Origin of the sequence: Streptomyces sp. NPDC012835, from assembly GCF_042900885.1 — a bacterium.
GTDB lineage: Bacteria > Actinomycetota > Actinomycetes > Streptomycetales > Streptomycetaceae > Streptomyces.
Genome location: NZ_JBIBBW010000005.1, coordinates 159,207 through 185,305, shown reverse-complemented (window position 1 = coordinate 185,305; position 26,099 = coordinate 159,207). Strand labels below are relative to the sequence as shown.

Below are 26,099 nucleotides of genomic sequence, written 5' to 3'. Positions count from 1 at the left end.
GCCTTCCGGGACGCCGGACGCGGCTGACGCGTGATCGTGGCCGGCGGCCGGTTCAGCGGGCCGACACGTCCAGGGCGCGCAGGACATCCGCGATCAGGTCCTCGGGATCCTCGGCTCCCACGGAGAAGCGGATGAAGCCTTCCGGTACGGCGTCGCCGCCCCACCGGCCGCGCCGTTCGGCGGTGGACCGTACGCCGCCGAAGCTCGTCGCGTCGTCCACCAGCCGCAGTTCGTCGAGGAAGCGCTCGGCGCGGGCCCGGTCGGGCAGGACGAACGACACGACGGAGCCGAAGCGTCGCATCTGCCGCGAGGCGATCGGGTGAGACGGGTCGCCGGGCAGCCCGGGGTGGCGCAGCCCGCTCACCTCGTCCCGCCCTTCCAGCGCCTTCGCCAGCTCCAGGGCGGTGGCGCACTGCCGGTCGACGCGCAGCTGGAGGGTGGCCAGCGAACGGTGCGCGAGCCATGCCTCCATCGGCCCCGGAATGGCTCCCACGACCTTCCGCCAGCGCCGTACGTCCGCCGCGAGTCGCGGATCGCCGCTGGTCACATGGCCGAGGAGGATGTCCCCGTGGCCCGTCATGCCCTTGGTGTCGCTGGCCACCGAGAAGTCGGCGCCCAGCTCCAGCGGCCGCTGGCCGAGGGGGGTCGCCAGGGTGTTGTCGACAGCCACCAGGGCGCCCGCCGCATGCGCCTCGCGCACCAGGCGCCGTACGTCGCAGACGTCGAGTCCGGGGTTGGAGGGTGTCTCGATCCACAGCAGCCGGGCCCCGGCCAGCGCCTCCAGCTGGGCGTCGCCGCCGGTCGGCGCGGTCCGGACCTCGACGCCGTACGCCTCAAGACGTTCCCGCAGCAGGGGGAGCGCCTGGTAGCCGTCGTCGGGCAGGACGACCGCTTCGCCGGCCTTGAGCTGCGAGAAGAGCACTGCGGAGATCGCGGCCATCCCGGAGGCGAAGGTGACGGTCTCGACGGACTCCCCCGGTGCCTCCAATTCGCTGATGGCGCGTTCCAGGTGGGTCCAGGTCGGGTTCTCGTCCCTGCCGTAGGTGTACGGTCCGGTCGGTTCGCCCGGCAGGTGGAAGTGGGCGGCGAAGACCGGGCCCGGCAGGGTCGGCTCGTATTTCACGGGGTCGGGAAGCCCGGCCCGTACCGCGCGGGTGCCGTCCCCGACGGTTCTTTCGTCGTTCATTCCGTCTCCTGTATCGCTTCTCGTACGGCGGTGAGCAGCCCCTCGCTCGCCTCTTCCACCATCCGCAGGCATTCCTCGAAGCCGGCGCTGTCGCCGTAGTAGGGATCGGGCACGTCGAGCGCGCCGTCCGCTCCCGCTGCCGGATCGTCCGACGAGATGCCGGGCGGGCCCGCGGTGGGATCGTACGAGCGCAGCAGCCGCACTTTCGCGGCGTCGGCGGGCGTGGGCGCCAGTCGGCGCAGCTCCCGCAGATGCCCCTCGTCGAGGGCTATGACGAGGTCGAGCAGCGGGAACCACGCGGCGCGGAACCTCCGGGCCGTGTGGTCGACGGGATAGCCGTGGGCGTCGAGTACGGCGACGGCGCGCGGGTCGGCCCCGTCGCCTTCGTGCCAGCCGTCGACGCCCGCGCTGTCCACCGTCACGGCGCTGTCGAACCCGGCTTCGGTCAGGCGCGCGCGGAACACGGATTCGGCGATCGGGGAACGGCAGATGTTGCCGGTGCAGACAAAGCAGACGCGGTACGGGCGGGACGCGGTGCGGCTCGTGGTGGCCCGGCTCCCGGTGTGGCCGGCGGGACGGTCAGTCATTGTCGTCGGGGAGCACGATGTTCAACGCCCACGAGACGATCGAGATGATCAAGCCGCCCAGTACCGCCGTCCAGAAGCCCTCGACATGGAAACTCAGGCTCAGCTTGTCCGCGAGCCACGAGGTCAGCAGCAGCATCAGGGCGTTGACCACGAGGGTGAACAGCCCGAGGGTGAGAACGAACAGGGGCAGCGTGAGGAGCTTCACCGCCGGCTTGACGACGAAGTTGACGACGCCGAAGAGCAGGGCGACGAGGACCAGCGTGAGGACCTTCGTGCCGGTGCTGCCACCGGAGAGGGTGATGTTCTGGAGGAGCCAGATCGCCACGGCCAGGGCCGCGGCGTTGGCGAGTGTCTTGACGAGGAAATTCTTCATGTGTCTGATCGTGGCATGAAGGCATTCCGACTTGATGAGCTGGAGGCGGAGCGTGCCGCCAACGACGGCGCGTATCTGCAGTTCGTGCGCGAGCGCAACATGTCCGTGGGGCTGTACGCGCTGGACGCCGGGGCGAGCGACCCGCAGCAGCCGCACGCGCAGGACGAGGTGTACCTCGTGGTGAGCGGCCGGGCCGCGATCACGGTCGGGATGGAGACGACGCAGGTGGCGCGGGGCAGCGTGGTCTACGTGCCGGCGGGGACGGCGCACAAGTTCCATCACATCTCGGAGGATCTGCGGGTGATGGTGGTGTTCTCCCCTCCCGAGGGCTGACCGCGCTTCGACCCTGACGCATGTCTCAGGGTCGGATCAGGGGAGAGCGGGGGATCGTGGGCCACCGTGGGCGCTTCGGGCGCTCTAGCATCGACGATGACAGCGGATTCTCGTGCGACTCGGTGAAGCGAGGTAGGGGCGATGGCGGTTCGGGAGATATTCACAGGGTTGCCGTGGTGGGTGAAGTGGGTCGCGGTGCCGGTGATCGCCCTCGTCGTGTTCGGCGGGCTGATCGTCAGCCTGCTCACGTTCGTGATCTCGGTGCTCTTCAAGGTGCTGGTCTTCGTGGCGCTGGTCGGTGGACTGATCTACGTCGTACGGAAGTTCATGTCGTCCTCGTCGTCCACGCGAGGCGACTGGTAGGGCTGTCGTCCCGTATGACGGTTAGCCCGCGCGAGGGAAAGGTGAACGGGAAACCAACCTGGGCCCCGGCGTGCCCCTAGAGTGGCCATTCTCTGCCGCACCCTGGGAAATCCCTACGACGACCGCTCCGAACATGGGTTTGTGCGATCTTTCCGGGCGGGGTTTCAGGGATTCCCGGGTCCGCCTGATTTCAGGCGCCTTCGGTGGTCCCTGGCCCCTCGGTTTCCTTGCCGGGTGCGGCGGGCGCGCGGGGGCGGCCCCCGCGGGCGGGCATTGGCTCGTCAGCAGCCTGGGGGTGACCTTTGGCCACAGCTACTACCACCGCAACCCCTACTTTGATCGGCTCGGTGCGGCGAGCGTTACGACTACTGGAATCAGCGGGCTCCCATCCGGACGGAGCCACCGCCAAACAGCTGGCACGTGAGGCCGGACTCCCGCTGCCCACTGCCTATCACCTGCTGCGCACGCTGACCTACGAGGGCTACCTCCGCCGCGAGCGGGGCGTCTTCGTTCTCGGCGAGGCGGTGGAGCGGCTGGGGCGCAGCGAGGCGCTGCAGAACCGGCGCAGCAGGATCGCCGATTCCCTCGGTCACTGGCGCGACATAGTCGGCGCCCCGGTGTACTTCGCGATCTACCACGAGGGCGAGATCGATCTGGTCGCCGTCGCCGACAGCGCCGCGTCCCCCGCCATCGACGAATGGGCGGATTTCCGCGAGACGGCTCACGCCCACGCCATCGGGCAGTGCCTGCTGAGCCAGCTCACCCCCGCGGAGCGCCGCGATCATCTCTGCCGCCATCCCGTCCGCCCGCTCACGCCGCACTCCGTACCGGACAGCGGCGCACTGCTGGAGCGTCTGAGCTCGCTGGGGCGGATGGAACCGGTCCTGGAGCGGCAGGAGTACGCGTTGGGCACGGTCTGCGCGGCCGTGCCCGTCACTGTGGGTTGCACCGCCGCCGCAGTGGCCATTTCCATACCGTTTGAAGAGCAGGAGCGACTGCTTCCGGCGATCGAACGATTACACAGAGAGATCGGCGCGCTGCTGACCTCGCTAGCCTTCTCTATCAGTATCTGAAAAATTACTCCTTGTGATCTGCTAGCGCTTACAGCACCATGGCGTCAAGAGGGTCCAAGGGGATCATTCCCAGCCACTGCTTCATCTACTCCGGAGTACACGATGCGCGAGTCGGTCCAGGCCGAGGTCCTGATGAGCTTCCTCGTCTCCGAGGAGCTCTCGTTCCGTATCCCGGTGGAACTTCACTACGAAGTGAGGGACCCCTACGCGGTGCGGATGACCTTTCATCTGCCTGGCGACGCCCCTGTCACCTGGACGTTCGGTCGCGAACTGCTGCTCGACGGCATCAACACCCCCAGTGGGGACGGCGATGTGCACATCGCGCCGACCACACCAGACGATCTCTCCGATGTGCACATGCGGCTCCAGGTGGGCGAGGATCACGCGCTCTTCCGGGTCAGCGCGGCCCCGCTGGTGGCCTTCCTGGACCGTACGGACCGACTGGTCCCGCTCGGTCAGGAGCGCACTCTGAGTGACTTCGAGGGCAATTTGGAGGATGCCCTGGGGCGCATCCTCGCTGAGGAGAACGCCGGCTGAGCCCGGGCAGGTGCCGGTCGAACAGGGCCGTCCGGGTGATTTCCGCCGCCCGCGCTACTTCTTGCGGCGGCGGCCCCGGCCGCCACCCAGACCGCGAGCCGGAGCACCCGGAGGCGGCCCGGACGGGGCCTCCCCGGGCCCTCCGGATGCGGGGCCCGGCAGACCGGATGCGGGACCCGTACCCGGCCCGGTCGGGCCGGCGCCCTCCGCACCCGCGCCGGGGCCTGTCGGCCCCGCCGCTGCCGGTCCGGCCGGGCCGGGGTCCGCCTGTCCCGGGGTGTGCCGGTCGGCGGACACCACCAGCGCCGCCAGCGCCGTGGTCACCGGGACGGAAGCGACCAGCCCGATCGAGCCCACCAGGGTCCGTACGATCTCCTCCGCCACCAACTCGCTGTTGGCGACCGAGCCGACGCTCGACTGCGCGATCGAGAAGAGCAGCAGCAGCGGCAGCGCCGCGCCCGCGTAGGCGAGTACGAGGGTGTTGACCACCGAGGCGATGTGGTCCCGGCCGATCCGGATGCCCGCGCGGTACAGGGCGCGCGGTCCCATGGTCGGGTCCGCCTGACGCAGTTCCCAGACCGCCGAAGTCTGGGTCACCGTCACATCGTCCAGCACACCCAGCGATCCGATGATGACCCCCGCGAGCAGCAGACCGCTCATGTCGATCTCGGGGTAGAGACCGTGGATCAGACCGGTGTTGTCGTCCGTGTTGCCGGTCAGGCTCGCCCAGCCGATGAAGAGCGACCCCAGCAGCCCGATCAGCAGCAGTGAGATCAACGTGCCGAGTACCGCGACGGAGGTACGGGCCGTCAGACCGTGGCAGGCGTAGAGCGCGATCAGCATGATCGCGCTCGCCCCCACGACCGCCACGATCAGCGGGTTCGAGCCCTGGAGAATCGCGGGCAGGATGAACAGCGTCAGGATGGCGAAGGAGATGGCGAGCGCTACCAGCGCCATGACTCCGCGCATGCGTCCCACCACGACCACCGCCAGGGCGAAGATGCCGGCGAGCAGGGCCATGGGGAACTGGCGGTCCACATCGGTCACGGAGTACTGGAGATCGCGGGGAGCGTCAGGCGCGTACGCCACCACCACGCCCTGTTTCACGTGAAACTGCCGCGGTGCGTCCGGCTGGACGATCTCGACGAACGTGTGTCCCTTCTCCTTGCCGCTGGTGACTTCGATCGTGGCCTTCTTGCAGGTGCCGGTCTCCTCCTGCACCGCTTCGCGCCCCTGCGGCGTGGACGTGTCACCGGTCGCCGGGACCTGCGAGGCGTTCACGTCCTTGCAGTCGACCCGTTCGAGCTGTACGACGCGTCCCTGCTCGGTCTGCCGGTCGAAGCCCACACCGGTGCGCTCGTGGGCGGGGGCGCCGCCCGGCCAGAGAACGGCGAGCCCGACGACGACCGCGGCCGCGAAGGGGATCAGGACCGCCGCGATCACCTTACGGAGATGGAGCGAGACCGGCGCGGCGGGCCCATGGCTGTGCGAGTGGCCGTGCGGCTCGTGAGTCTGCTGGGGTGAGGTCACCGCCAGATCATCGCAAGAAGGAGGGGGCCCTCTGTTCAGCACGCCCGAAATGGCGCTAGCGTGGAGACACCTTTGCACACGCGGGAGCTCGGAGCACCGGGCTGAGAGGGCGCTGAACGAGGTGGTGCGGGACTCTTCCCCACCCGCCTGAGCTGCGTCGACCGCTGAACCTGTTACCGGGTAATGCCGGCGTAGGGAGTAGGTCTCATGACCGTTCAGGACGCACGCACGCCTGCCTCCGATTCGGGAAATCCGAACGAGGCCGGGAAGTCCATCGGCTGGCACAAGGGATATGTGGAGGGCTCACGCCCCGATCTCCGGGTGCCGGTCCGGCAGGTGCACCTCACCAACGGCAAGGATGTGACGCTGTACGACACGTCGGGGCCGTACACCGACCCCGCGGTGGAAACCGACGTACGCCGTGGCCTCGCGCCCCTGCGGGAGAACTGGATCGTCGCGCGCGGCGACACCGAGGAGTACGACGGGCGGCCGGTCCGCCCCGAGGACGACGGCCTCAAGCACACCTCGCCGCGCGGGGGAGTGCTCCGGAGCGCAGTGACCGATCTACGGGGTCTCGACGCGGTCTTCCCCGGACGGCCACGCCGCCCGCGCCGCGGCCACCCCGGCCGGGCGGTCACCCAACTCGCGTATGCCCGTGCCGGGGAGGTCACCCCGGAGATGGAATACGTCGCGATCCGCGAGAACGTCTCCCCGGAGGTCGTACGCGAGGAGATCGCCGCGGGCCGGGCCGTACTGCCCGCCAACGTCAACCACCCGGAGATCGAGCCGATGATCATCGGCAAGCGGTTCCTGGTGAAGGTCAACGCCAATATCGGCAACTCCGCGGTCACCTCCTCCATCGAGGAGGAGGTGGAGAAGATGACCTGGGCGACCCGCTGGGGAGCCGACACCGTCATGGATCTCTCCACCGGCCGCAACATCCACACCACCCGCGAGTGGGTGCTGCGCAACTCCCCCGTGCCCATCGGCACCGTCCCGCTCTACCAGGCCCTCGAAAAGGTCGACGGCAAGGCCGAGGAGCTGACCTGGGACATCTACCGGGACACGGTGATCGAACAGGCCGAGCAGGGCGTCGACTACATGACCGTCCACGCGGGGGTACTGCTGCGGTACGTGCCGCTGACGGCCCGTCGCAAGACCGGCATCGTCTCGCGCGGCGGCTCCATCATGGCCGCGTGGTGCCTCGCGCACCACAAGGAGTCGTTCCTGTACGAGAACTTCGAGGAGCTGTGCGAGATCCTCGCCGCGTACGACGTGACGTACTCCCTGGGTGACGGCCTGCGGCCGGGCTCCATCGCCGACGCCAACGACGAGGCGCAGTTCGCCGAGTTGCGCACGCTGGGGGAGCTGAACACGACGGCCAAGCGGCTGGGCGTTCAGACGATGATCGAGGGGCCGGGCCATGTCCCGATGCACAAGATCAAGGAGAACATCGACCTCCAGCAGGAGATCTGCGAGGAGGCGCCGTTCTACACGCTCGGCCCGCTGACCACCGATGTGGCTCCGGCGTACGACCACATCACCTCCGGGATCGGCGCGGCGATGATCGCCTGGTGGGGCACGGCGATGCTCTGCTACGTCACCCCCAAGGAGCACCTCGGCCTGCCGGACCGCGATGACGTCAAGACGGGTGTCATCACGTACAAGATCGCGGCACACGCGGCGGATCTCGCCAAGGGGCATCCCGGGGCGCAGGAGTGGGACGACGCTCTCTCCGACGCCCGGTTCGAATTCCGCTGGGAGGACCAGTTCAATCTGGCGCTCGACCCGGACACGGCGCGGGAGTTCCATGACGAGACCCTGCCGGCGGAACCCGCGAAGACGGCGCACTTCTGCTCGATGTGCGGTCCGAAGTTCTGCTCGATGAAGATCTCGCAGGACATCAGGCGCCGGCACGGTGAGGCCATGGACGCGGACGAGGCCGAGGCGGGCATGGCCGAGAAGTCCAGGGAGTTCGCGGCGTCCGGGAACCGGGTCTATCTGCCGCTGGCCGACTGAGCGTTCGTACGACGGCACGGGCGTCCTGAGCGCCGGTCGGAGCTACTCCGGCCGGTGGTCAGGACCGCCGAAGTCCGGGCTCGTGAAGTCCGGACTGCTGAAGGTCGGACGCCGGCCGTCCGCCGCGCCCTCGTCGGGGCTGGAGAAGTCCGGACGGCTGTAGCCGATCTTGGGCAGGTGCTTGATCCGGCGCGGCGGCCCCGGTGCGGCCGGATCGGCGCTGGGGTCCGCCAGCGCGGTCCGCAGGAAGGGCAGGATGCCCCGCTCCAGTAGGGCGTGGCGCCAGGCTTCCCGGGCACGGGCCACCTCGTCCGGCGGCTCTCCGCTCGGCGACTCCTCGGCCGGGAGCTGGGTCGCGCTGTTGCGCAGGGCGGTGACCAGCAGCGCCACCGCCGCGGCCAGCACACCGAGCACGGTGACGGCCGCGAAGAACCAGCCGACGGCCAGCATGCTGGTCGCGAACGCGGGTGCGGGGTCGAGGGCCTTGAGCAGATAGCCGACGAGCAGGAAGATCAACGCGGCTGTGCCGCCCAGAATCGGGACCAGCACGGTGATGACGGCCGCGAGTCCGGCACCCGAGCCCGGTGCGTCGTCGTCCCCCGCGTCGAGGACGGAATCCTGGATCGAGGAGGCGGTGAGGGCCGGCGAGCGGGCGTCCTCGCGGACCTTCGCGTAATGCTCGTACTCCGCCGCGGCGGACGCGGTGATCAGCGCCGTGGCTTTCAGTGCCATCGTGCGCAGCTGTTCTGCATTGAGCCGGCGGCCGATCTCGGCGAGATCGGGCCGTTCGTGCGCGGTGCGCAGTGCGTCGCCGAGGATCCGCTCGAAATCCGCGCGATCCTCGCTCAGCAGGTGTGGAGCGCTGTTCATGTGCATCCCCCGATACTCCGTAGGGCCGGGTCGTCCGTGCGGGACGGAGAGCCGGCGGAACGGAGGAGAGCCTGCTACGGATAAGCCGATGGTAGAGCTGTTCTGGCGCGGGGTGACAGGGGGTTTCCGGAAATCACCGGTCCGGCATTTCCTCAGCCGGTCAGCGGAAGCTGTTCCACCAGCAGTTTCCCGGCCATGGTGACGCCGCCGTCCATGGCGATGGCGAGTCCGTCGGCATATACGTGCGGCCCTTCCACTCCGGGGCCGGAGTCCTCTTCGCCGTCCGTGTCGTCCTCGGTGCCGACTTCCCCGAGCAAATAGGGAATGGGGCTGTGGCCGTGGACGATTCGCTGTCCGCCGTACTGGGAGAGCAGTTCGCGCACGGCCTCGGCGCCGCCTTCGTCACGGAACGCGAAGCGTTTGGTGAGCTTGCGGAACAAATCCCAGCATTCGTCCGCGTCATTGCGGGTCAGGATCTGGTGCACGGTGTCGTTGACGTCGTCGATCGTGGAGCCGTAGTCGAGATAGGCCGTCGTGTCGGAGTGCATCAGCAGATGCCCGTCCTGTTCGACGATCGCGTCGAGCCGTGACATCCATTGCAGATGAACGTCCTGAAGACGCTCCATGTCGGTCCGCTGGCCGCCGTTGAGCAGCCAGGCGGCCTGGAAGGTCGCGGTGCCGGCGCCGGAGTTGACGGGAGTGTCGCCGAATCGCTTCGCGCCGATGAGGAGCAGTTCGTGATTGCCCATCAGGGCCTTGCAGTAGCCACCGGAGGCGGCGGCTTCGGCGGAGAGGCGCATGACGAGGTCGATGACGCCGATGCCGTCGGGGCCCCGGTCGGTGAAGTCGCCGAGGAACCAGAGGCGGGCATTGCCCGCCGCCCAGCGGCCCTCCGCGTCGATGAGGCCCTGCCCGGCGAGGGCGGCGATCAGTTCGTCGAGGTAGCCGTGGACGTCACCGACGGCGTAGAGCGGGCCGAGGGCGTCGGTCGCGGGGATGTCGACGGGGTCCACATGGACCTGGACGGTGTCCGTCCGGTTGATCACCGGGAGGTCGCGTTCGGTGGGCGTGTAGCCCTCCGGCAGTTCGTCGGCCGGGATCGCGTTGCCGGGGTGCCCGGACGGGCCGTCCGTCACCACCGCGTCGAACGGTGCCTGCCCCGGCGCCGGTTCGGGCCGCGCCGGCTCTCCGGACTGAACGGGCATCTGCGCGTACGGCGGAACGCGGAAGTCGCGCAACGTCGCCGTCCGCACCACGGGTCCCTGGCCGGCCCCCTGTGTCATCGACCCCTCCACCACCGTCGCGCCGCCGTACACCCCTAGGGCCCGCCCGGTCGGGATGGGGATGAGCCCATCGACGATAGGGGAAAGTCCGTGGTGTCGTGCGCCCATCATAGGAATGCCGCTGGTCCTGTGGGACGCACCAGGGGTGGTGAATCCGGTCGGACCTCCGGATCGGCAACGATTTTCGCGCCGATCGCCCCAAATGCGAAAGGTCTGGTCCTCCGGCCGACCCCGGGAGTCTACGGCCGTCGGGCCCGGGACCGTTGCCGGGACACCGGAACGTCGTAACCGGAGGCCCGGCGCCATCCCGGCGCTCCTCGGCGGCCCTGGGTTCCCCGGGCCGCCGGCCGTACGCGGTCAGTCGCCCGCGGGGGAGCGCGGGGGGCTGACGGTGGTGCGCGGCGGACGCCGCTGCGAGGAGGTCCGGACGATCAGTTCGGTCGGTATGACCTGCTCGACCGGCCGACCGGTGTCGATGCCCTCGATGGCGTCGATGAGGAGCTGGACGACCGCGGTGCCGATACGGCGCGGTTTGAGCGAGAGCGTGGTGATGGGCGGCTCGGTCGCGGCGTACACGGTGGACTCGCTGCAGCAGACCAGCAGCAGATCCTCGGGCACGCGCAGGCCGTACCGCCGGGCGGCGGCGAGCAGATCGGTGCCGTTGGGGTCGAACAGCCCGTAGACGGCGTCGGGGCGGTCGGGACGGGCCAGCAGCCGGTCCGCGGCGACCGCCCCCGCGCAGGGGTCGTGGGCCGGGTAGGACTCGTACACCGGATCCTGGCCGACGCGCTCGCACCAGCGCAGATAGGCGGTGGTGGAGAGCCGGGTGTAGGTGTCCGTGGTGGTGCCGGTGAGCAGCCCGATCCGGCGGGCGCCCGCGTCGGCGAGGTGGTCGAGCAGATCGAGGACGGCCGCCTCGTGGTCGTTGTCGACCCAGGCGGTGACGGGCACGGTGCCGGCGGGCCGGCCGTCGGAGACGACGGGGAGTCCTTGACGGACGAGTTCGGCGACCACCGGATCGTGGTCGGAGGGGTCGATGACGACGGTGCCGTCCAGGGCGACGTTGGCCCAGACGTCGTGGCGGGAGGTGGCGGGGAGGATGACGAGGGCGTAGCCGCGGGCGAGCGCGGCCGAGGTCGCGGCCCTGGCCATCTCGGCGAAGTAGGCGAACTCGGTGAAGGTGAAAGGTTCATCCCCGTACGTGGTCACGGTCAGGCCGATGAGGCCCGACTTGCCGGTACGGAGGGTTCGGGCCGCGGCGGAAGGCCGGTAGCCGAGGCGTTCGGCGACCTCCCGGACGTGGCGTCTCGTGGCGTCGGGTAAGCGGCCCTTGCCGTTGAGCGCGTCCGAGACAGTCGTGATGGAGACACCGGCTGCGGCGGCCACGTCCCTGATGCCCGCCCGGCTTTGCCGGTTTCCCCGACGCGTCGTGTCCGTCCGGCTCACCTGGTGTTTCCCTGCTGCTGTCATAGCGAGCCGATAGTAGGGCTCGGGCGGGCGGTAGGGCCGGTCGCATATGCACCCGGCAGCAGTCACGTTTCTGCAAGGTCTAACGGTTCGAACTGGCTGGGAAGAGAAGGGGGTTGAAGAGTTCTTCCATGATCTCCTATGTAAGGAGCGGTCCGGACCTATCGAACGGTCCATGTTTCGAAGAGGTCTCAACTCACCTCTACGGGCGATGCGCGCCACGGCGCGAGCCATGGGCGTGCGCAGAGGTGGCGAACGCGCCCCTCCCGCAAGACCTCTCCGTCGGCATCGTCCCTGCCGGCCCCTCCTCCTCGGCCGGCCCGTTCCGCTCCGGCCATACGCCGCGGCCGGGAATCCTCATAAGGTGAGCAGTATTGAAGGTGTACGGATCCGTGAACGGCCGAGGAGGACCTGCGGTGAGCGAGACGAGCCCCAAGCTGCGCGCCGAGCTGGACGGCATTCCCACGTACAAGCCGGGCAGGCCGGCCGCGTCCGGCGGGCCCCTCGCGTACAAGCTGTCCTCCAACGAGAACCCGTATCCGCCGTTGCCGGGGGTGATGGAGCAGGCCGTATCGGCCGCCGGGGTCTTCAACCGCTACCCGGACATGGCGTGTACCGGTCTGATCAACGAGCTGGCCGACCGCTTCGGGGTGCCCGCCTCGCACCTGGCCACCGGGACGGGCTCGGTCGGTGTCGCCCAGCAGCTGTTGCAGGCCACGGCAGGCCCCGGCGACGAGGTCGTCTACCCCTGGCGCTCCTTCGAGGCGTACCCGATCATCACGCAGATCTCGGGCGCCACCTCGGTCAAGGTGCCGCTGACGGAGCGCGAGACGCACGACCTGGACGCGATGGCCGGGGCGATCACCGAGCGGACCCGGCTGATCTTCGTCTGCAACCCCAACAATCCGACCGGCACGGTGGTGCGCCGAGCTGAGCTGGAACGATTCCTCGACCGGGTGCCGAGCGATGTGCTGGTGGTGCTGGACGAGGCGTACCGCGAGTTCATCCGGGACGCGGCGGTGCCGGACGGTGTCGAGATCTACCGCGACCGCCCGAATGTGGCCGTGCTGCGCACCTTCTCCAAGGCGTACGGTCTCGCCGGGCTGCGGATCGGCTTCGCGATCGCTCATGAGCCGGTCGCGGCGGCGCTGCGCAAGACCGCGGTTCCCTTCGGGGTGAGCCAGATCGCGCAGGAGGCGGCGATCGCCTCGCTGCGCGCCGAGGACGAGCTGCTGGGACGCGTCGGCTCGCTGGTGGGCGAGCGGGCGCGGGTGTACGAGGGCCTCGTCGGCCAGGGCTGGACCGTGCCCGAGACGCAGGCCAACTTCGTGTGGCTGCGGCTCGGCGAGCGCACCCTCGACTTCGCCGCCGCCTGTGAGGCGGCGGGTGTGGTCGTACGGCCCTTCGCGGGCGAGGGGGTGCGGGTGACGATCGGCGAGACCGAGGCCAATGACCTCTTCCTCCGGGCGGCCGAGGCGTTCCGCAAGGAGATGTAGCGGGCGCGGCGGCGCGCGGTGTCCGGGGCGGTCTCCTGCGGGGGGCTGCCCCGGACCTTTTCCGGGCCGTACCCCTGGACGGCCGGAGGGAGGGGCGAGAGGTCGCTGATGTCCGGAGGAGGACCCCGTTATGTTTTTCGCGGTCCTGCAATGGGGCCGCTGGCCTCCGGGCCCGGCATGACTGTGTCCCCCTGTCGAACGGATGACCTGGGGGGTGGTGTCACCGGGTCCGGGAGGTGCCGTCGGAGACGCTGATCAGAGGTCCGGCCGCCACCCGGTCCGGCGCAACGCCGGACAGCTCGCGGATGGCAGGTCTGCATAACGTGGATGCGCGAGTACGACACCGACGCCGAGGCCGGCACCGTCAACACCCCTGGAAGGGCGGCATGTTCGACACCGAAGACGTGGGCGTGTTCCTCGGCCTGGACGTCGGCAAGAGCACCCATCACGGCCACGGGCTCACCCTGGCCGGAAAGAAGGTCTTCGACAAGCAGCTGCCCAACAGCGAGCCGAAGCTGCGGGCCGTGTTCGACAAACTGGCCGCGAAGTTCGGCACCGTCCTGGTGATCGTGGACCAGCCTGCCTCCATCGGCGCCCTGCCCCTGACCGTCGCCCGCGATGCGGCCTGCAAGGTCGCCTACCTGCCCGGACTCGCGATGCGCCGGATCGCCGACCACTACCCGGGCGAGGCCAAGACCGACGCGAAGGACGCGGCCGTGATCGCGGACGCGGCCCGCACCATGCCGCACACCCTGCGATCCCTGGAACTGACCGACGAGATCACCGCCGAGCTCACCGTGCTCGTCGGCTTCGACCAAGACCTCGCCGCCGAGGCCACCCGCACCAGCAACCGGATACGCGGACTGCTCACCCAGTTCCACCCCAGCCTCGAACGCGTCCTCGGACCGCGCCTGGACCACCAGGCCGTCACCTGGCTCCTGGAACGCCACGGCTCCCCGGCCGCCCTGCGCAAAGCCGGCCGCCGCAGACTCGTCGAACTGATCCGCCCGAAAGCCCCACGCATGGCCACCCGGCTCATCGACGACGTCTTCGACGCACTGGACGAACAGACTGTCGTCGTCCCGGGCACCGGCACCCTCGACATCGTCATCCCTTCTCTGGCCGCCTCCCTGGCTGACGTCCACACCCAGCGCCGGGCCCTGGAAACCCAGATCAACACCCTGCTGGAGGCCCACCCTCTTTCCCCGGTCCTGACGTCGATGCCCGGCGTCGGCATCAGGACCGCCGCCGTCCTGCTGGTCACCGTCGGCGACGGCACCAGCTTCCCCACCGCCGCCCACCTCGCCTCCTACGCCGGCCTCGCCCCCACCACGAGATCGTCCGGGACCTCGATCCACGGCGAACACGCACCCCGAGGCGGAAACCGGCAGCTCAAACGGGCAATGTTCCTGTCCGCCTTCGCCTGCATGAACGCCGACCCCGCCTCCCGCACCTACTACGACCGCCAGCGAGCCCGCGGCAAGACCCACACCCAAGCCCTCCTCCGCCTCGCCCGCCAACGCATCAGCGTCCTGTTCGCCATGCTCCGCGACGGCACCTTCTACGAACCCCGAACACCGAAGGACGTCGAACTCGCCGCATAACCCCAGCAACCCCGAACCACCCCACACCGAACTCGGGCGCCTTGACGAAAGACATAGAGGCACCCCCCCCCACGCGAAGATCCGGAAAGCGTGTGCGCCATAATGCTTGTGAATGTGAACGCGTTCACAAGCGTGTCCCGTTCCTGGCGTTACGTCCAGGGCGAAAGGGGCAAGCCGTCGCTCCGGCCACGGCGAAGTGATGTAAGGAGAGAAGACGTGGACCTCGCTCTGGCGCCGGAGACCCTGGCGCGGTGGCAGTTCGGCATCACCACCGTCTACCACTTCCTCTTCGTTCCACTGACGATCTCCCTCGCCGCGCTCACCGCGGGACTGCAGACCGCCTGGGTGCGCACGGAGAACCCCAAGTACCTCAAGGCCACCAAGTTCTGGGGCAAGCTCTTTCTGATCAATATCGCGATGGGTGTCGTCACCGGCATCGTCCAGGAGTTCCAGTTCGGGATGAACTGGTCCGACTACTCGCGGTTCGTCGGTGACATCTTCGGTGCCCCGCTCGCCTTCGAGGCGCTGATCGCCTTCTTCTTCGAGTCCACCTTCATCGGGCTGTGGATCTTCGGCTGGGACAAGCTGCCGAAGAAGATCCATCTGGCCTGTATATGGATGGTCTCGATCGGCACGATCCTGTCCGCGTACTTCATTCTGGCGGCCAACTCCTGGATGCAGCATCCGGTCGGCTACCGGATCAACAAGGAAGCCGGCCGCGCGGAACTCACCGATTTCTGGAAAGTCCTCACGCAGGACACCGCGGTCACCCAGTTCTTCCACACCCTGACAGCCGCCTTCCTGGTCGGCGGTGCCTTCATGGTCGGTATCGCGGCCTTTCATCTGGCCCGCAAGAAGCACATTCCGGTGATGCGCACCTCACTGCGGCTCGGCCTGATCACCGTGGTGATCGCGGGCATGCTCACCGCCGTCAGCGGCGACACCCTCGGCAAGGTCATGTTCAAGCAGCAGCCGATGAAGATGGCCGCCGCCGAGGCTCTCTGGGACGGTGAGGGTCCGGCGCCGTTCTCCGTGTTCGCCTACGGCGATGTCGACAAGGGACACAACTCCGTCGCCATCGAGATCCCCGGAGTGCTCTCGTTCCTCGCCAACAATGACTTCACCTCGTACGTCCCCGGCATCAACGACGTCAACAAGGCCGAGCAGGAGAAGTTCGGGCCCGGCGACTACCGGCCCAACATCCCGGTCGCCTACTGGGGCTTCCGCTGGATGATCGGCTTCGGTATGGCGTCCTTCGCCCTCGGTCTCCTGGGGCTCTGGCTGACCCGCAGGAAGTTCCTGCTGCCACCCGCGCTGCGCACGGGGGAGGACGAGGTGCCGAATCTGGTGCTCCTCAGGACCAAGGCGCTCAGCCCGAAGCTCGCCAGGTGGTACTGGATCACCGCCCTCTGGACCCTGCTCTTCCCGCTGATCGCCAACTCCTGGGGCTGGATCTTCACCGAGACGGGCCGCCAGCCCTGGGTCGTGTACGGGGTGCTGCGCACCGCCGACGCGGTCTCTCCCGGGGTCTCCCAGGCCGAGGTGCTGATCTCGATGATCGTCTTCACCCTGCTGTACGCGGTCCTCGCGGTGATCGAGGTCAGGTTGCTGGTGAAGTACGTCAAGGCCGGGCCGCCCGAGCTGACGGACGACGACCTCAACCCGCCCACCAAGATCGGCGGCGACCATGCGGACGCCGACCGGCCGATGGCCTTCTCGTACTGAGGAGTTGAGGAGCTATGGAACTCCACGACGTCTGGTTCGTCCTGATCGCCGTCCTCTGGACCGGCTACTTCTTCCTTGAGGGATTCGACTTCGGCATCGGGATCCTGACCAAGCTGCTGGCCCGCGACCGCAAGGAGCGGCGGGTCCTCATCAACACCATCGGCCCCGTCTGGGACGGCAACGAGGTCTGGCTGCTGAGCGCCGCCGGCGGCACCTTCGCGGCCTTCCCCGACTGGTACGCCACCCTGTTCTCCGGCTTCTACCTGCCGATGCTGGTCATCCTGATCTGCCTGATCCTGCGCGGGGTCGCCTTCGAGTACCGGGCCAAGCGGCCGGGCGAGAAGTGGCAGCGCAACTGGGAACACACGATCTTCTGGACGTCACTGGTCCCCGCCGTGCTGTGGGGGGTGGCCTTCGGGAACATCGTGCGCGGCGTGAAGATCGACGCGCGGATGGAGTACGTCGGCGGCCTCGGGGATCTGCTCAACCCCTACGCGATCCTGGGCGGACTGGTCACCCTGGCGCTTTTCACCTTCCACGGCGCGGTGTTCGCCGCGCTCAAGACGGCCGGGGACATCCGGATCAGGGCCAGGAAGCTGGCGCTGACCCTGGGGGCGGTCACCACCGTGCTGGCACTGGGCTTCCTGATCTGGACCCAGGCGGACAACGGCAACGGCAAGAGCCTGGTCACGGTGATCATCGCTGTCGCGGCGCTGGCCGCCGCGATCGGAGCCATCGCCGCCGGGCGTGAGGGGTGGTCGTTCGCGCTCTCCGGCGTGACCATCGTGGCCGTGGTCGCGACGCTCTTCCTGGCGCTCTTCCCGAACGTGATGCCGTCCTCCCTGAACGAGGCGTGGAACCTGACGGTCACGAACGCCTCCTCCACTCCGTACACCCTGAAGATCATGACGTGGTGCGCGGGCGTCGCCACCCCCGTCGTCCTGCTCTACCAGGGCTGGACGTACTGGGTGTTCCGCAAGCGGATCGGTACGCAGCACATCGCCGACGCCCAGCACTGAAGGCGGGTGTTTCACGTGAAACCAATCGATCCGCGCCTGCTCCGGTACGCCCGCGCCACCCGGTTCTTTCTGGCGGCGGTCGTGGCGCTCGGACTGGCCGGGGCGGGGTTGGTCATCGCCCAGGCGATGCTGATCGCCGAAGTGGTGGTGGGCGCCTTCCAGCACGGACTGGACGGCTCCGGACTGCGCACCCCGCTGCTTCTGCTGGTCGCCGTCGCCGTCGGGCGCGCTCTGGTCTCCTGGCTGACGGAGCTGGCCGCCCACCGGGCGAGCGCCGCCGTCAAGTCCGAGCTGCGCCGACGGCTGCTGGAGCGGGCGGCGGCCCTGGGTCCCGGATGGCTGGCCGGCCAGCGCACCGGCTCGCTGGTGGCGCTGGCCACGCGCGGGGTCGACGCTCTGGACGACTACTTCTCCCGCTATCTGCCTCAGCTGGGACTCGCGGTGGTGGTGCCGGTGGCGGTCCTGGCGCGCATCGTCACCGAGGACTGGGTGTCGGCGGCCGTGATCGTGGTCACGCTGCCGCTGATCCCGATGTTCATGGCGCTCATCGGCTGGGCCACCCAGAGCCAGATGGACCGGCAGTGGCGGCTGCTGTCACGGCTGTCGGGGCACTTCCTCGACGTGGTCGCCGGGCTGCCGACGCTCAAGGTCTTCGGCCGGGCCAAGGCGCAGGCCGAGTCGATCCGCTCGATCACCTCGCAGTACCGGCAGGCCACGGTGCGGACACTGCGGATCGCCTTCCTGTCGTCCTTCGCGCTGGAGCTGCTCTCCACGCTCTCGGTGGCGCTGGTCGCGGTCGGCATCGGCATGCGGCTCGTCCACGGGGAACTCGATCTGTACACGGGCCTGGTGGTCCTGGTGCTCGCCCCCGAGGCGTATCTGCCGATCCGGCAGGTGGGGGCGCAGTATCACGCGGCGGCCGAGGGACTGGCCGCCGCCGAGGAGATCTTCACGGTCCTGGAGGCCCCGACTCCGACGGGCGGTACGGGACAGGTGCCCGACGCGCTGCGGCTGGAGCTGACCGGGGTGACGGTCCGCCGTCACGGACGGACGGAGCCCTCGCTGGACGCGGCCACACTGACGGTCGAGCCGGGGGAGACCGTCGCCCTGGTCGGCCCGAGCGGTGTGGGGAAGACCACGCTGCTCCAGGTGCTGCTCGGATTCGCCGTACCGGACGAGGGCCGGGTGCGGGTGGACGGCCGGGACCTCGACTCGCTCGACCTGGAGCGCTGGCGCGAGCGGATCGCCTGGGTGCCGCAGCACCCCCGCCTCTTCGCCGGAACGATCGCGGAGAACGTACGCCTGGCCAGGCCGGACGCCGAACCGGCGGCCGTGTGGGAGGCGCTGCGCGACGCGGGGGCGGCCGGTTTCGTGGCCGGGCTCCCCGGCGGGCTGGACACCGTGCTCGGCGAGGACGGCGCCGGGCTCTCGGCCGGCCAGCGCCAGCGGCTCGCCCTGGCCCGGGCCTTCCTCGCCGACCGCCCGCTGCTGCTGCTGGACGAGCCCACGGCCGCGCTCGACGGGGAGACGGAAGCGGGCATCGTCGACGCCGTACGCCGACTGGCCGAAGGCCGTACCGTGCTGCTGGTCGTCCACCGGCCGGCGCTGCTCGCGGTGGCGGACCGGGTGGTGAGCCTCCCGGCGCGGCCGGCACGCTCGCCCGGCGACCGCCTCGCCCCTGTGTCGCCGTCCCGGGGCCCGTCCGCCGCCGCGCGGGAACCGGCCGTTTCGGTCGCCCACGGCGCGCAGTCCGTCACCCGGACGACGGGAACGGATGCGGGCGCGGGGACGGAGGTGGGCGGGAGGGCCGCGCCCGGCGGGCGCGCAGGCGGAGCCGCCGCAGCGCCCGGGAGCCCGCTCGCGCGGATGCGGGCCGCCTCCCGGCCGCTGCGCGGACGCTTCGCGCTGGCCCTGCTCCTCGGGAGCTGCGCCCTCGGCTCCGCCGTCGGCCTCATGGCGGTGTCCGGCTGGCTCATCTCGCGCGCTTCCGAGCAGCCGCCCGTGCTCTATCTGATGATCGCGGTGACGGCGACCCGCGCCTTCGGAATCGGCCGCGCCGTCTTCCGCTACGCCGAGCGCCTTGTGTCGCACGACGCGGTACTCAGGATGCTCGCCGACCTCCGGGTCTCCGTCTACGAGCGGCTGGAGCGCATCGCCCCCGCGGGGCTGCGCGACACCCGGCGCGGAGACCTGCTGTCCCGGCTCGTCGCGGACGTGGACGAACTCCAGGACTACTGGCTGCGGTGGCTGCTCCCCGTCGGCAGCGCCGTGGTCGTCGGGGCGGGCGCCGTCGGCTTCACCGCGTGGCTGCTGCCCGAGGCCGGTGCCGTACTCGCCGCCGGGCTGCTCGTCGCCGGGGTCGCCGTACCTCTGCTGAGCGGTGCGGTCGTACGCCGTACCGAACGTCAACTGGCCCCGGCGCGCGGGCTGCTCTCCACCCGCGTCACCGACCTGCTCGGCGGACTGGCCGAGTTGACCGTGGCCGGTACGCTCACCAGCCGCACCCAGGAGGTCGCGGAGGCCGACGGGACGCTGACCAAGGTCGCCGCGCGCGGGGCGAGCGGCAACGGGCTCGGCGGCGGCCTCTCGGCCCTCGTCTGCGGACTGACCGTGGCCGCTGCCGCGTTCGTCGGGGTCGGGGCCGTTGCCGCCGGACGGCTGGCGGGGCTCGAACTCGCCGTTGTCGTCCTGACCCCCCTCGCCGCCTTCGAGGCCGTCAGCGGGCTGCCGCTCGCGGTGCGGCACCGGCAGCGGAGCGCGCGCGGCGCGGAACGGGTCTACGAAGTGCTGGACGCCCCCGTGCCCGTACAGGAGCCGCGGGAGCCCGCCACGGCCCCCGCATCCCCGTTCCCGCTGGAGGTACGCGGGCTGGCCGCGCGGTATCCGGGGCAGCGGCGGGACGCGCTCGGCGGCTTCGACCTGACGCTGACCGAGGGCAGGCGCGTCGCTCTCGTCGGGCCCTCGGGCTCGGGCAAGACCACGCTCGCTCACGTGCTGCTGCGCTTCCTCGACGCGCGCGAGGGCGAGTGCCGGCTCGGCGGTACGGATCTGGCGGCCCTCGACGGGGACACCGTCCGGCGCTTCGTCGGGCTGTGCGCCCAGGACGCGCACCTCTTCGACAGCTCCGTACGCGAGAACCTGCGGCTCGCCCGTACGGACGCGTCGGAGCACGAACTGCGCGACGTCCTGCGCCGGGCGCGGCTGCTCGACTGGGTGGACGCCCTGCCCGCCGGTCTCGACACCCATGTCGGCGAGGGCGGAGCCCGGCTCTCCGGGGGACAGCGGCAGCGGCTCGCGCTGGCCCGCGCACTGCTCGCGGACTTCCCCGTGCTCCTCCTCGACGAGCCGGCGGAGCATCTGGACCTGGCGACGGCGGACGAACTGACCGCCGATCTGCTGACGGCGACCGAGGGGCGGACGACGCTGCTGATCACCCACCGGCTGCGGGGCCTGGACACCGTTGACGAAGTGATCGTGCTCGACGGGGGCCGCTGCGTGGAGCGTGGTCCCTACGCCGAACTCGCCGCAGCGGAAGGGCCACTGCGGCGCATGCTGGACCGGGAGCGGGCCGGGGATCTGCTCGGCGCCCAGAAGTCGACTTTCCCTGTCAAATAGGACTTACTAGGCTCTTGGGTATGAAGGTGCCCGAGTCCATGGATCCGCTCGAAGCCGCCACCCGCGCGGTCGGCAGCCTTGAGGGCCTGTCCGCCGAAACCACCGCGCGAGTACCGCACCTGCTGGAAGCGATGTGTTCCGTCGGCGCGGGGCTGGGGCTGCACGCGACGCTCGACCGGATCTGCGGCACGGCGGCCGAACTCATCGGGGCCGAGTACGCCGCGATCGGGGTCATGGACGAGACGGGCGAGCGCCTCGCGGATTTCGTCGTGCACGGCGTCGGCGAGGACGTGGCCCGCCGTATCGGGCGCAGGCCGGACGGGCACAGTGGGCTTCTCGGCGCGTTGATCCGGCATCCCGGTCCGATCCGGCTGGCGGATCTGACAACGGACCCGCGCGCCGTGGGGTTTCCGCCCGGCCATCCGCCGATGCGCACGTTCCTCGGTGTCGCCATTCAGGTGCAGGGCCAGACCGTCGGCAACTTCTACCTGGCGGAGAAGTCCGGCCCGGCAGAAGCGAACGGCGGGCCTGCCGGAGGCGGACCCGGCGGACCGGAGGGATCGGACGGACGAGGCGGACCGGGTGGGCCGGATGGGCCGGATGGGCCGGATATGGGTGCTGTGGAGGATCGCCAGGTCGGGAACGGTGGGGGCGCGGCGCGTCGGGCGGACGTCGAGGGCGCCCACGACGAGTTCGACGACCACGACCTGCACATGCTGCGCGTCCTGGCCAACGAGGCCGGAATCGCCATCGGCAACGCCCGGCTCTACGAGGCCGCCCGGCAGCGCGAACGGTGGATCGACGGCTCCGTGGCCGTCACCACCGCCCTGCTCTCCGGTGGGGACGCGGACGACGCGCTGTCCGTGGTCGCCGAACAGGCCCGCATGCTGGCCGATTCGGCGGTCGGTGTGGTGCTGCTGCGCACACCCGAGGGGGGCTTGGAGATCGTGGCGGTCTCCGCGGACCATCCGACCGCCCGACCGGGCGATGTCATCCCGGCCGACAGCCCCGTCGCCGAGACGCTCCTCGCCGGTGAGCCCGTCTTCGTGGACGACTCCCCCACCGACCCGCGTATGACATCGACGCTGGTCACCGGATTCGGCCCGAGCATGCTGCTGCCGTTGCGCACGGACGGCCGGGTGCTCGGTGCTCTGGTCACTCCCCGGGTGCGCGGCGGGCACCGCTTCGGCGAACGGGAGCGGGTGCTGGCCACCCAGTTCGCCTCGCAGGCCGCGCTGGCGTTGATGATGGCCGAGGCGCAGCGCGACCGGGAGCGGCTGGCCGTTCTGGAGGACCGGGACCGGATCGCCCGCGATCTGCACGATCTCGTCATCCAGCGGCTTCACGCCACCGGGCTGATGCTGGAGGGCGCCCATCGCGGATCGGTCGCGCCCGAGGTGCACCAGGGCATCGACAACGCGGTCGAAGCGCTCGACGTGACCATCCAGGAGATCCGTACGGCCATCTTCGCGCTCCAGCAGGGTTCGGCGGAGGCCCCCTCGGGGATGCGCGGCCGCGTGCTGAGGGAACTCAACATGGCCGCCGTGCCGCTGGGCTTCCAGCCCACCCACCGCTTCGTCGGACCGGTCGACGCGGCCATCGGCGAACCCGCCGGCAAGAACATCATCGCCGCGCTCCGCGAGGCCCTCTCGAACGCCTTCCGGCACGCGCACGCCACCCGTATCGAGGTCGTGCTGGATGTCACCGCGAAGCTGCCCGACGGCAGGGGAGCGGTGCGGCTGTCGGTGGCCGACGACGGGGTGGGCATCCCGGAGGGCGGGCGGCGGAGCGGATTGCGCAATCTGCGGCGGCGGGCCGAGGCGCTGGGCGGGTCGAGCTGGTGCGAGGGGGGAATCGGTGAGGGGGCGGGCGGTACGAGCGTGATCTGGGAGGCCCCGCTCTGAGCCGCGTGTGCCGCCCCGTCCGCCACCTCATGCGTCGCCCGGCCCTGCGGCCGCGGGAAGTCTCGGCCGTTGCTGTTGCTGTTGCTGTTGCCGTAGCCGTAGCCGTAGTCGTGGTCGTGGTCGTCCGTCGCGGCTGTGTCGCGGACGTGGCGGCTACAGCCGCGCCAGGATCTGTTCGATGACGACCGCGACGCCGTCCTCGTTGTTGGTGACCGTGCGTCCGGAGGCGGCGGCCAGCACGTCCGGATGGGCATTGGCCATCGCGTACGAGGTGCCGGCCCAGGTCAGCATCTCCAGGTCGTTCGGCATGTCACCGAAGGCGACGACCTCGTCGGACGAGACCCCCCGCTCGGCACAGCAGAGCGCGAGCGTGCTCGCCTTGCTGACGCCGAGGCCACTGATCTCCAGCAGCGCGGTCGGGCTGGAGCGGGTGATGGTGGCGCGGTCGCCCGCCACCGTCCGGGCCAGCGCGAGGAAGCCGTCGGGGGTCAGCTCGGAGTGGTGCGCGAGCAGCTTGAGCACCGATGTCTCCGCTGCGGCCTCGCCGGACTCCCGCAGCAGCTTCTCCGCCGAGTCGAGAGTCGCGCCCGGGTCGTCCAGGAAGCGCGGGTAGGCGGGCTCGTAGTGGATGCCCGCGGTCGTCTCGATCGCGCAGCTCGTCCCGGGGGCGGCGTCGCGCAGCGCCTGAACGACATCCAGCGCGGTCGCGCGGTCCAGCGGGCGGTCCTGGATGAGCTTTCCGCCGGCGTGCAGATCGACGACGGCGGCGCCGTTGGCGCAGATCGCCATCCCGTGGCCGTGCACATGGTCACTGACCACACCCATCCAGCGGGCCGGTCGCCCGGTGACGAAGAAGACCTCGATGCCGGCCTCCTCGGCCGCCGCGAGCGCCTTGACCGTACGGTCGGAGACCGACTTGTCGTCGTGCAGCAGCGTGCCGTCCAGGTCGGTGGCGATCAGCCGGGGCCGGGCGGGGAGCGGGGAGTCGGCGGGCGGGGTCTCTGATCCACGGGGCGAGGTCACGAGGCCATTCTCCCGTACGGAGACGCACGGGCGTGCGGAGGGTCGCACATCTGAGTGCGAACTCGGTACGGTGCCCGCCCGTCGCCGGGCCAATCGTCGCCCGCCTGGCTTCTCGTCGCTCGTCCCGCCCGGCGCGGGCGGCTGCCGGGCGCGGCGGAGGGGGCGGGCGCCGGCCGGTAGCGGTCAGGCGGCCGTCGGCTCGCTCTGTGCGACCACGGCGAAGGCGGTGCCCTGCGGGTCCTGGAGGACGGCCATTCTGCCGACCGAGTCCATGTCGAAGGCCGGTGCGAGCACCGATCCTCCGGCCCGTACGAGAGCGTCGACGACGCTGTCCGTGTCGTCCACGGCGAAGTTCACGAGCCAGTGCGGTGCGACGCCCTCCGGAAGGTTCTCCGCGCCCTGGACGCCGCCGACGAGGTGCCCGTCGACATGGAATCCGGTGAAGCCCGGCATCTCCGGGATCGGCCCGGCGTCCAGGCCGAGCGCGGCGCGGTAGAAGGTCCCGGCGGCCTCGGGGTCGGAGGTGGTGAGCTGATTCCAGACCAGGGCGCCGGGCTCATTGACGATCTGGGCTCCCTGGAACTCCAGCGGCTCCCAGATCCCGAAGACGGCGCCCTGCGGGTCCGCGGCCATCAGCATGCGGCCGATCGTGCTGACGTCCATCGTCGGGGAGATCACCGAGCCACCGTTCGAACTGATCGCGGCTTCGGTCGCGGCGGCGTCCGCGCTGGCGAAGTAGCTGGTCCAGTGGGGTGGCGGCGGTGCCGGTGAGCCCGCCGCCGGGGTCATCGTCTTCATGATCCCGGCGACGGGCTTGCCCCTGAGCGTGCAGACCGAGTAGCCGCCGAGATCGTCGGGACCGACCTCGCCCTGCCAGCCGAACAGGTCCCGGTAGAAGTCGAGGGCGGCCTGCTGGTCGGGGACCATCAGATCGATCCAGCACGGGGTGCCGGGCGCGTAGGGGGTGGTGACCTCGGACATCGTTCGTCTCCCAAGCTCTGGTCCGCCGCGAGCGGCCGCCCACGGCTGACGGATCCCCCTCACCACCTTGCTCGCACCGTGCCGATCCCGCATTCCCTGGCGGCCGGCCGGAAACTCATGGGCCCGCGCGAGGTATCCCGCGCGGGGGAGCGCCCACGTAGGCTCGGGGCATGCGTCTGAGTACCGTGATCCTTCCTGTCCGCCGGTGGAACGAGGGGGGCCGCGACGAGTGGCTCCGCGCCGAGCGGCTCGGCTTCCACACCGCGTACACCTACGACCACCTGTCGTGGCGGACCTTCCGCGACGGCCCCTGGTTCGGAGCGGTTCCCACGCTCACGGCCGCCGCCGCGGTCACGGACCGGCTGCGGCTGGGGACGCTCGTCACCTCGCCGAACTTCCGGCATCCAGTGACGCTCGCCAAGGACCTGCTGTCGCTGGACGACGTCTCGAACGGCCGGATCACGCTGGGCATCGGCGCGGGAGGCACCGGGTTCGACGCCACGGTCCTGGGCCAGGAGGCGTGGACCCCCGGAGAGCGGGCGGACCGGTTCGCCGAGTTCGTACCGCTGCTGGACCGGCTGCTGACCGAGGACTCCGTTTCGTACGACGGGAAGTTCTACTCGGCCTCGGAGGCGCGTGGCATTCCGGGGTGCGTGCAGCGCCCCCGGCTGCCCTTCGCGGTGGCGGCCACCGGTCCGCGCGGGCTGAAGCTCGCCGCGGCGCACGGTCAGGCGTGGGTGACGACCGGCGACCCGAAGCTGTTCGAGTCGGGTACGCCCGAGGAGTCGGCGGCGGCGATCCGCGGGCAGATCGACCGGCTCGGCAAGGCGTGTGCGGAGATCGGGCGGGAGGTGTCCGAGGTGGAAAGGATTCTGCTGACCGGATTCACCCCGGAGCGGGGCGGCCCGATGGAGTCGCTCGACGCGTTCGTGGACTTCGCGGGCCGGCACTTCGCGCTGGGCATCACCGAGATCGCGGTGCACGCCCCGATCGCGGATTCGGACTTCGCGGCCGACGAACGGGTCTTCGAGCAGATCGCCACGGAGGCGCTGGGGCAGCTGCGTCCGTAGCAGCCGTCAGGGGAGCGGACCGAGTGGCCGGCGGAGAGCCG

21 protein-coding genes and 1 riboswitch are annotated in these 26,099 nt (G+C 70.2%); of the genes, 12 read left to right on the top strand and 9 right to left on the bottom strand.

Annotated elements, in window-relative coordinates; all coding sequences use genetic code 11:
* Nucleotides 1–52: 52 nt before the first annotated feature.
* Genes ACFY6S_RS22225 through ACFY6S_RS22215 form a run of 3 tightly spaced genes read right to left on the bottom strand, consistent with a single transcriptional unit; the run spans nt 53 to nt 2,146 of the window.
* Nucleotides 53–1,186: a cystathionine gamma-lyase gene (locus ACFY6S_RS22225; RefSeq protein ID WP_388824183.1), complete on the bottom strand. Its 1,134-nt coding sequence runs from the start codon at nt 1,184–1,186 to the stop codon at nt 53–55.
* Nucleotides 1,183–1,773: a low molecular weight protein-tyrosine-phosphatase gene (locus tag ACFY6S_RS22220; protein WP_388824181.1), complete on the bottom strand. Its 591-nt coding sequence runs from the start codon at nt 1,771–1,773 to the stop codon at nt 1,183–1,185. The genes ACFY6S_RS22225 and ACFY6S_RS22220 overlap by 4 nt, the downstream gene beginning before the upstream one ends.
* A complete protein-coding gene (locus tag ACFY6S_RS22215; protein ID WP_388824179.1) occupies nt 1,766–2,146 on the bottom strand; it encodes a phage holin family protein in 381 nt (126 codons plus the stop codon). Before ACFY6S_RS22215 ends, ACFY6S_RS22220 begins: the two co-directional genes overlap by 8 nt.
* 15 nt (nt 2,147–2,161) lie before the next feature.
* Between ACFY6S_RS22215 and ACFY6S_RS22210 the strand changes: the two genes are divergently transcribed.
* From ACFY6S_RS22210 to ACFY6S_RS22195, 4 genes are all read left to right on the top strand, one after another.
* Complete coding sequence (locus tag ACFY6S_RS22210) at nt 2,162–2,479, top strand: cupin domain-containing protein (RefSeq protein WP_388824177.1); 318 nt, start codon at nt 2,162–2,164, stop codon at nt 2,477–2,479.
* 141 nt (nt 2,480–2,620) lie between these two features.
* On the top strand, nt 2,621–2,842 hold the full coding sequence (locus ACFY6S_RS22205) for a DUF5326 family protein (protein ID WP_388824175.1): 222 nt from the start codon (nt 2,621–2,623) through the stop codon (nt 2,840–2,842).
* Nucleotides 2,843–3,144: 302 nt separating this feature from the next.
* Nucleotides 3,145–3,915, top strand: coding sequence for an IclR family transcriptional regulator (locus ACFY6S_RS22200; RefSeq protein WP_388824173.1), 771 nt, complete (start codon nt 3,145–3,147; stop codon nt 3,913–3,915).
* Nucleotides 3,916–4,017: 102 nt separating this feature from the next.
* Nucleotides 4,018–4,452: an SsgA family sporulation/cell division regulator gene (locus ACFY6S_RS22195; RefSeq protein WP_388824171.1), complete on the top strand. Its 435-nt coding sequence runs from the start codon at nt 4,018–4,020 to the stop codon at nt 4,450–4,452.
* A gap of 54 nt (nt 4,453–4,506) precedes the next feature.
* Here the strand turns inward: ACFY6S_RS22195 and ACFY6S_RS22190 are convergent, their stop codons facing one another.
* Complete coding sequence (locus ACFY6S_RS22190; RefSeq protein ID WP_388824169.1) at nt 4,507–5,982, bottom strand: YibE/F family protein; 1,476 nt, start codon at nt 5,980–5,982, stop codon at nt 4,507–4,509.
* Nucleotides 5,983–6,052: 70 nt separating this feature from the next.
* Nucleotides 6,053–6,197, top strand: a riboswitch (TPP riboswitch).
* Here ACFY6S_RS22190 and thiC point away from each other — a divergent pair.
* A complete protein-coding gene (gene thiC, locus ACFY6S_RS22185; RefSeq protein ID WP_388824167.1) occupies nt 6,190–8,001 on the top strand; it encodes a phosphomethylpyrimidine synthase ThiC in 1,812 nt (603 codons plus the stop codon). It overlaps the preceding riboswitch by 8 nt.
* A 42-nt stretch (nt 8,002–8,043) precedes the next feature.
* Here the strand turns inward: thiC and ACFY6S_RS22180 are convergent, their stop codons facing one another.
* The 3 genes from ACFY6S_RS22180 to ACFY6S_RS22170 form a co-directional block, all read right to left on the bottom strand.
* Entirely contained in the window at nt 8,044–8,877 is an 834-nt protein-coding gene (locus ACFY6S_RS22180) for a hypothetical protein (protein ID WP_388824165.1), read from the bottom strand.
* A gap of 146 nt (nt 8,878–9,023) precedes the next feature.
* On the bottom strand, nt 9,024–10,154 hold the full coding sequence (locus ACFY6S_RS22175) for a metallophosphoesterase (protein ID WP_388824163.1): 1,131 nt from the start codon (nt 10,152–10,154) through the stop codon (nt 9,024–9,026).
* Between the two features lie 357 nt (nt 10,155–10,511).
* A complete protein-coding gene (locus tag ACFY6S_RS22170; RefSeq protein ID WP_388824161.1) occupies nt 10,512–11,624 on the bottom strand; it encodes a LacI family DNA-binding transcriptional regulator in 1,113 nt (370 codons plus the stop codon).
* A 413-nt stretch (nt 11,625–12,037) separates the two neighbouring features.
* Between ACFY6S_RS22170 and hisC the strand changes: the two genes are divergently transcribed.
* The 6 genes from hisC to ACFY6S_RS22140 all read left to right on the top strand — a co-directional run bounded on the left by hisC (nt 12,038) and on the right by ACFY6S_RS22140 (nt 22,984).
* A complete protein-coding gene (gene hisC / locus ACFY6S_RS22165; RefSeq protein ID WP_388824159.1) occupies nt 12,038–13,117 on the top strand; it encodes a histidinol-phosphate transaminase in 1,080 nt (359 codons plus the stop codon).
* Nucleotides 13,118–13,503: 386 nt separating this feature from the next.
* Nucleotides 13,504–14,721, top strand: coding sequence for an IS110 family transposase (locus ACFY6S_RS22160; RefSeq protein ID WP_389462588.1), 1,218 nt, complete (start codon nt 13,504–13,506; stop codon nt 14,719–14,721).
* A gap of 216 nt (nt 14,722–14,937) precedes the next feature.
* Nucleotides 14,938–16,446: a cytochrome ubiquinol oxidase subunit I gene (locus ACFY6S_RS22155; protein WP_388824155.1), complete on the top strand. Its 1,509-nt coding sequence runs from the start codon at nt 14,938–14,940 to the stop codon at nt 16,444–16,446.
* A gap of 14 nt (nt 16,447–16,460) precedes the next feature.
* The gene (gene cydB, locus ACFY6S_RS22150; protein ID WP_388824153.1) at nt 16,461–17,465 is read left to right on the top strand and encodes a cytochrome d ubiquinol oxidase subunit II; all 1,005 of its coding nucleotides are present in this window, start codon (nt 16,461–16,463) and stop codon (nt 17,463–17,465) included.
* Nucleotides 17,466–17,480: 15 nt separating this feature from the next.
* The gene (gene cydD / locus ACFY6S_RS22145) at nt 17,481–21,080 is read left to right on the top strand and encodes a thiol reductant ABC exporter subunit CydD (RefSeq protein ID WP_388824151.1); all 3,600 of its coding nucleotides are present in this window, start codon (nt 17,481–17,483) and stop codon (nt 21,078–21,080) included.
* A gap of 20 nt (nt 21,081–21,100) precedes the next feature.
* Nucleotides 21,101–22,984 (top strand): GAF domain-containing protein, encoded by a 1,884-nt coding sequence (locus tag ACFY6S_RS22140; protein WP_388824149.1) that lies wholly within the window; start codon nt 21,101–21,103, stop codon nt 22,982–22,984.
* A 153-nt stretch (nt 22,985–23,137) separates the two neighbouring features.
* Here ACFY6S_RS22140 and ACFY6S_RS22135 read toward each other — a convergent pair whose 3' ends face one another.
* Entirely contained in the window at nt 23,138–24,007 is an 870-nt protein-coding gene (locus ACFY6S_RS22135) for a Cof-type HAD-IIB family hydrolase (RefSeq protein ID WP_388824147.1), read from the bottom strand.
* Between the two features lie 183 nt (nt 24,008–24,190).
* Nucleotides 24,191–24,988, bottom strand: coding sequence for a VOC family protein (locus ACFY6S_RS22130; protein WP_388824145.1), 798 nt, complete (start codon nt 24,986–24,988; stop codon nt 24,191–24,193).
* Between the two features lie 170 nt (nt 24,989–25,158).
* Here ACFY6S_RS22130 and ACFY6S_RS22125 point away from each other — a divergent pair, with 170 nt between their 5' ends.
* A complete protein-coding gene (locus ACFY6S_RS22125; RefSeq protein ID WP_388824143.1) occupies nt 25,159–26,058 on the top strand; it encodes an LLM class flavin-dependent oxidoreductase in 900 nt (299 codons plus the stop codon).
* Nucleotides 26,059–26,099 lie beyond the last annotated feature (41 nt).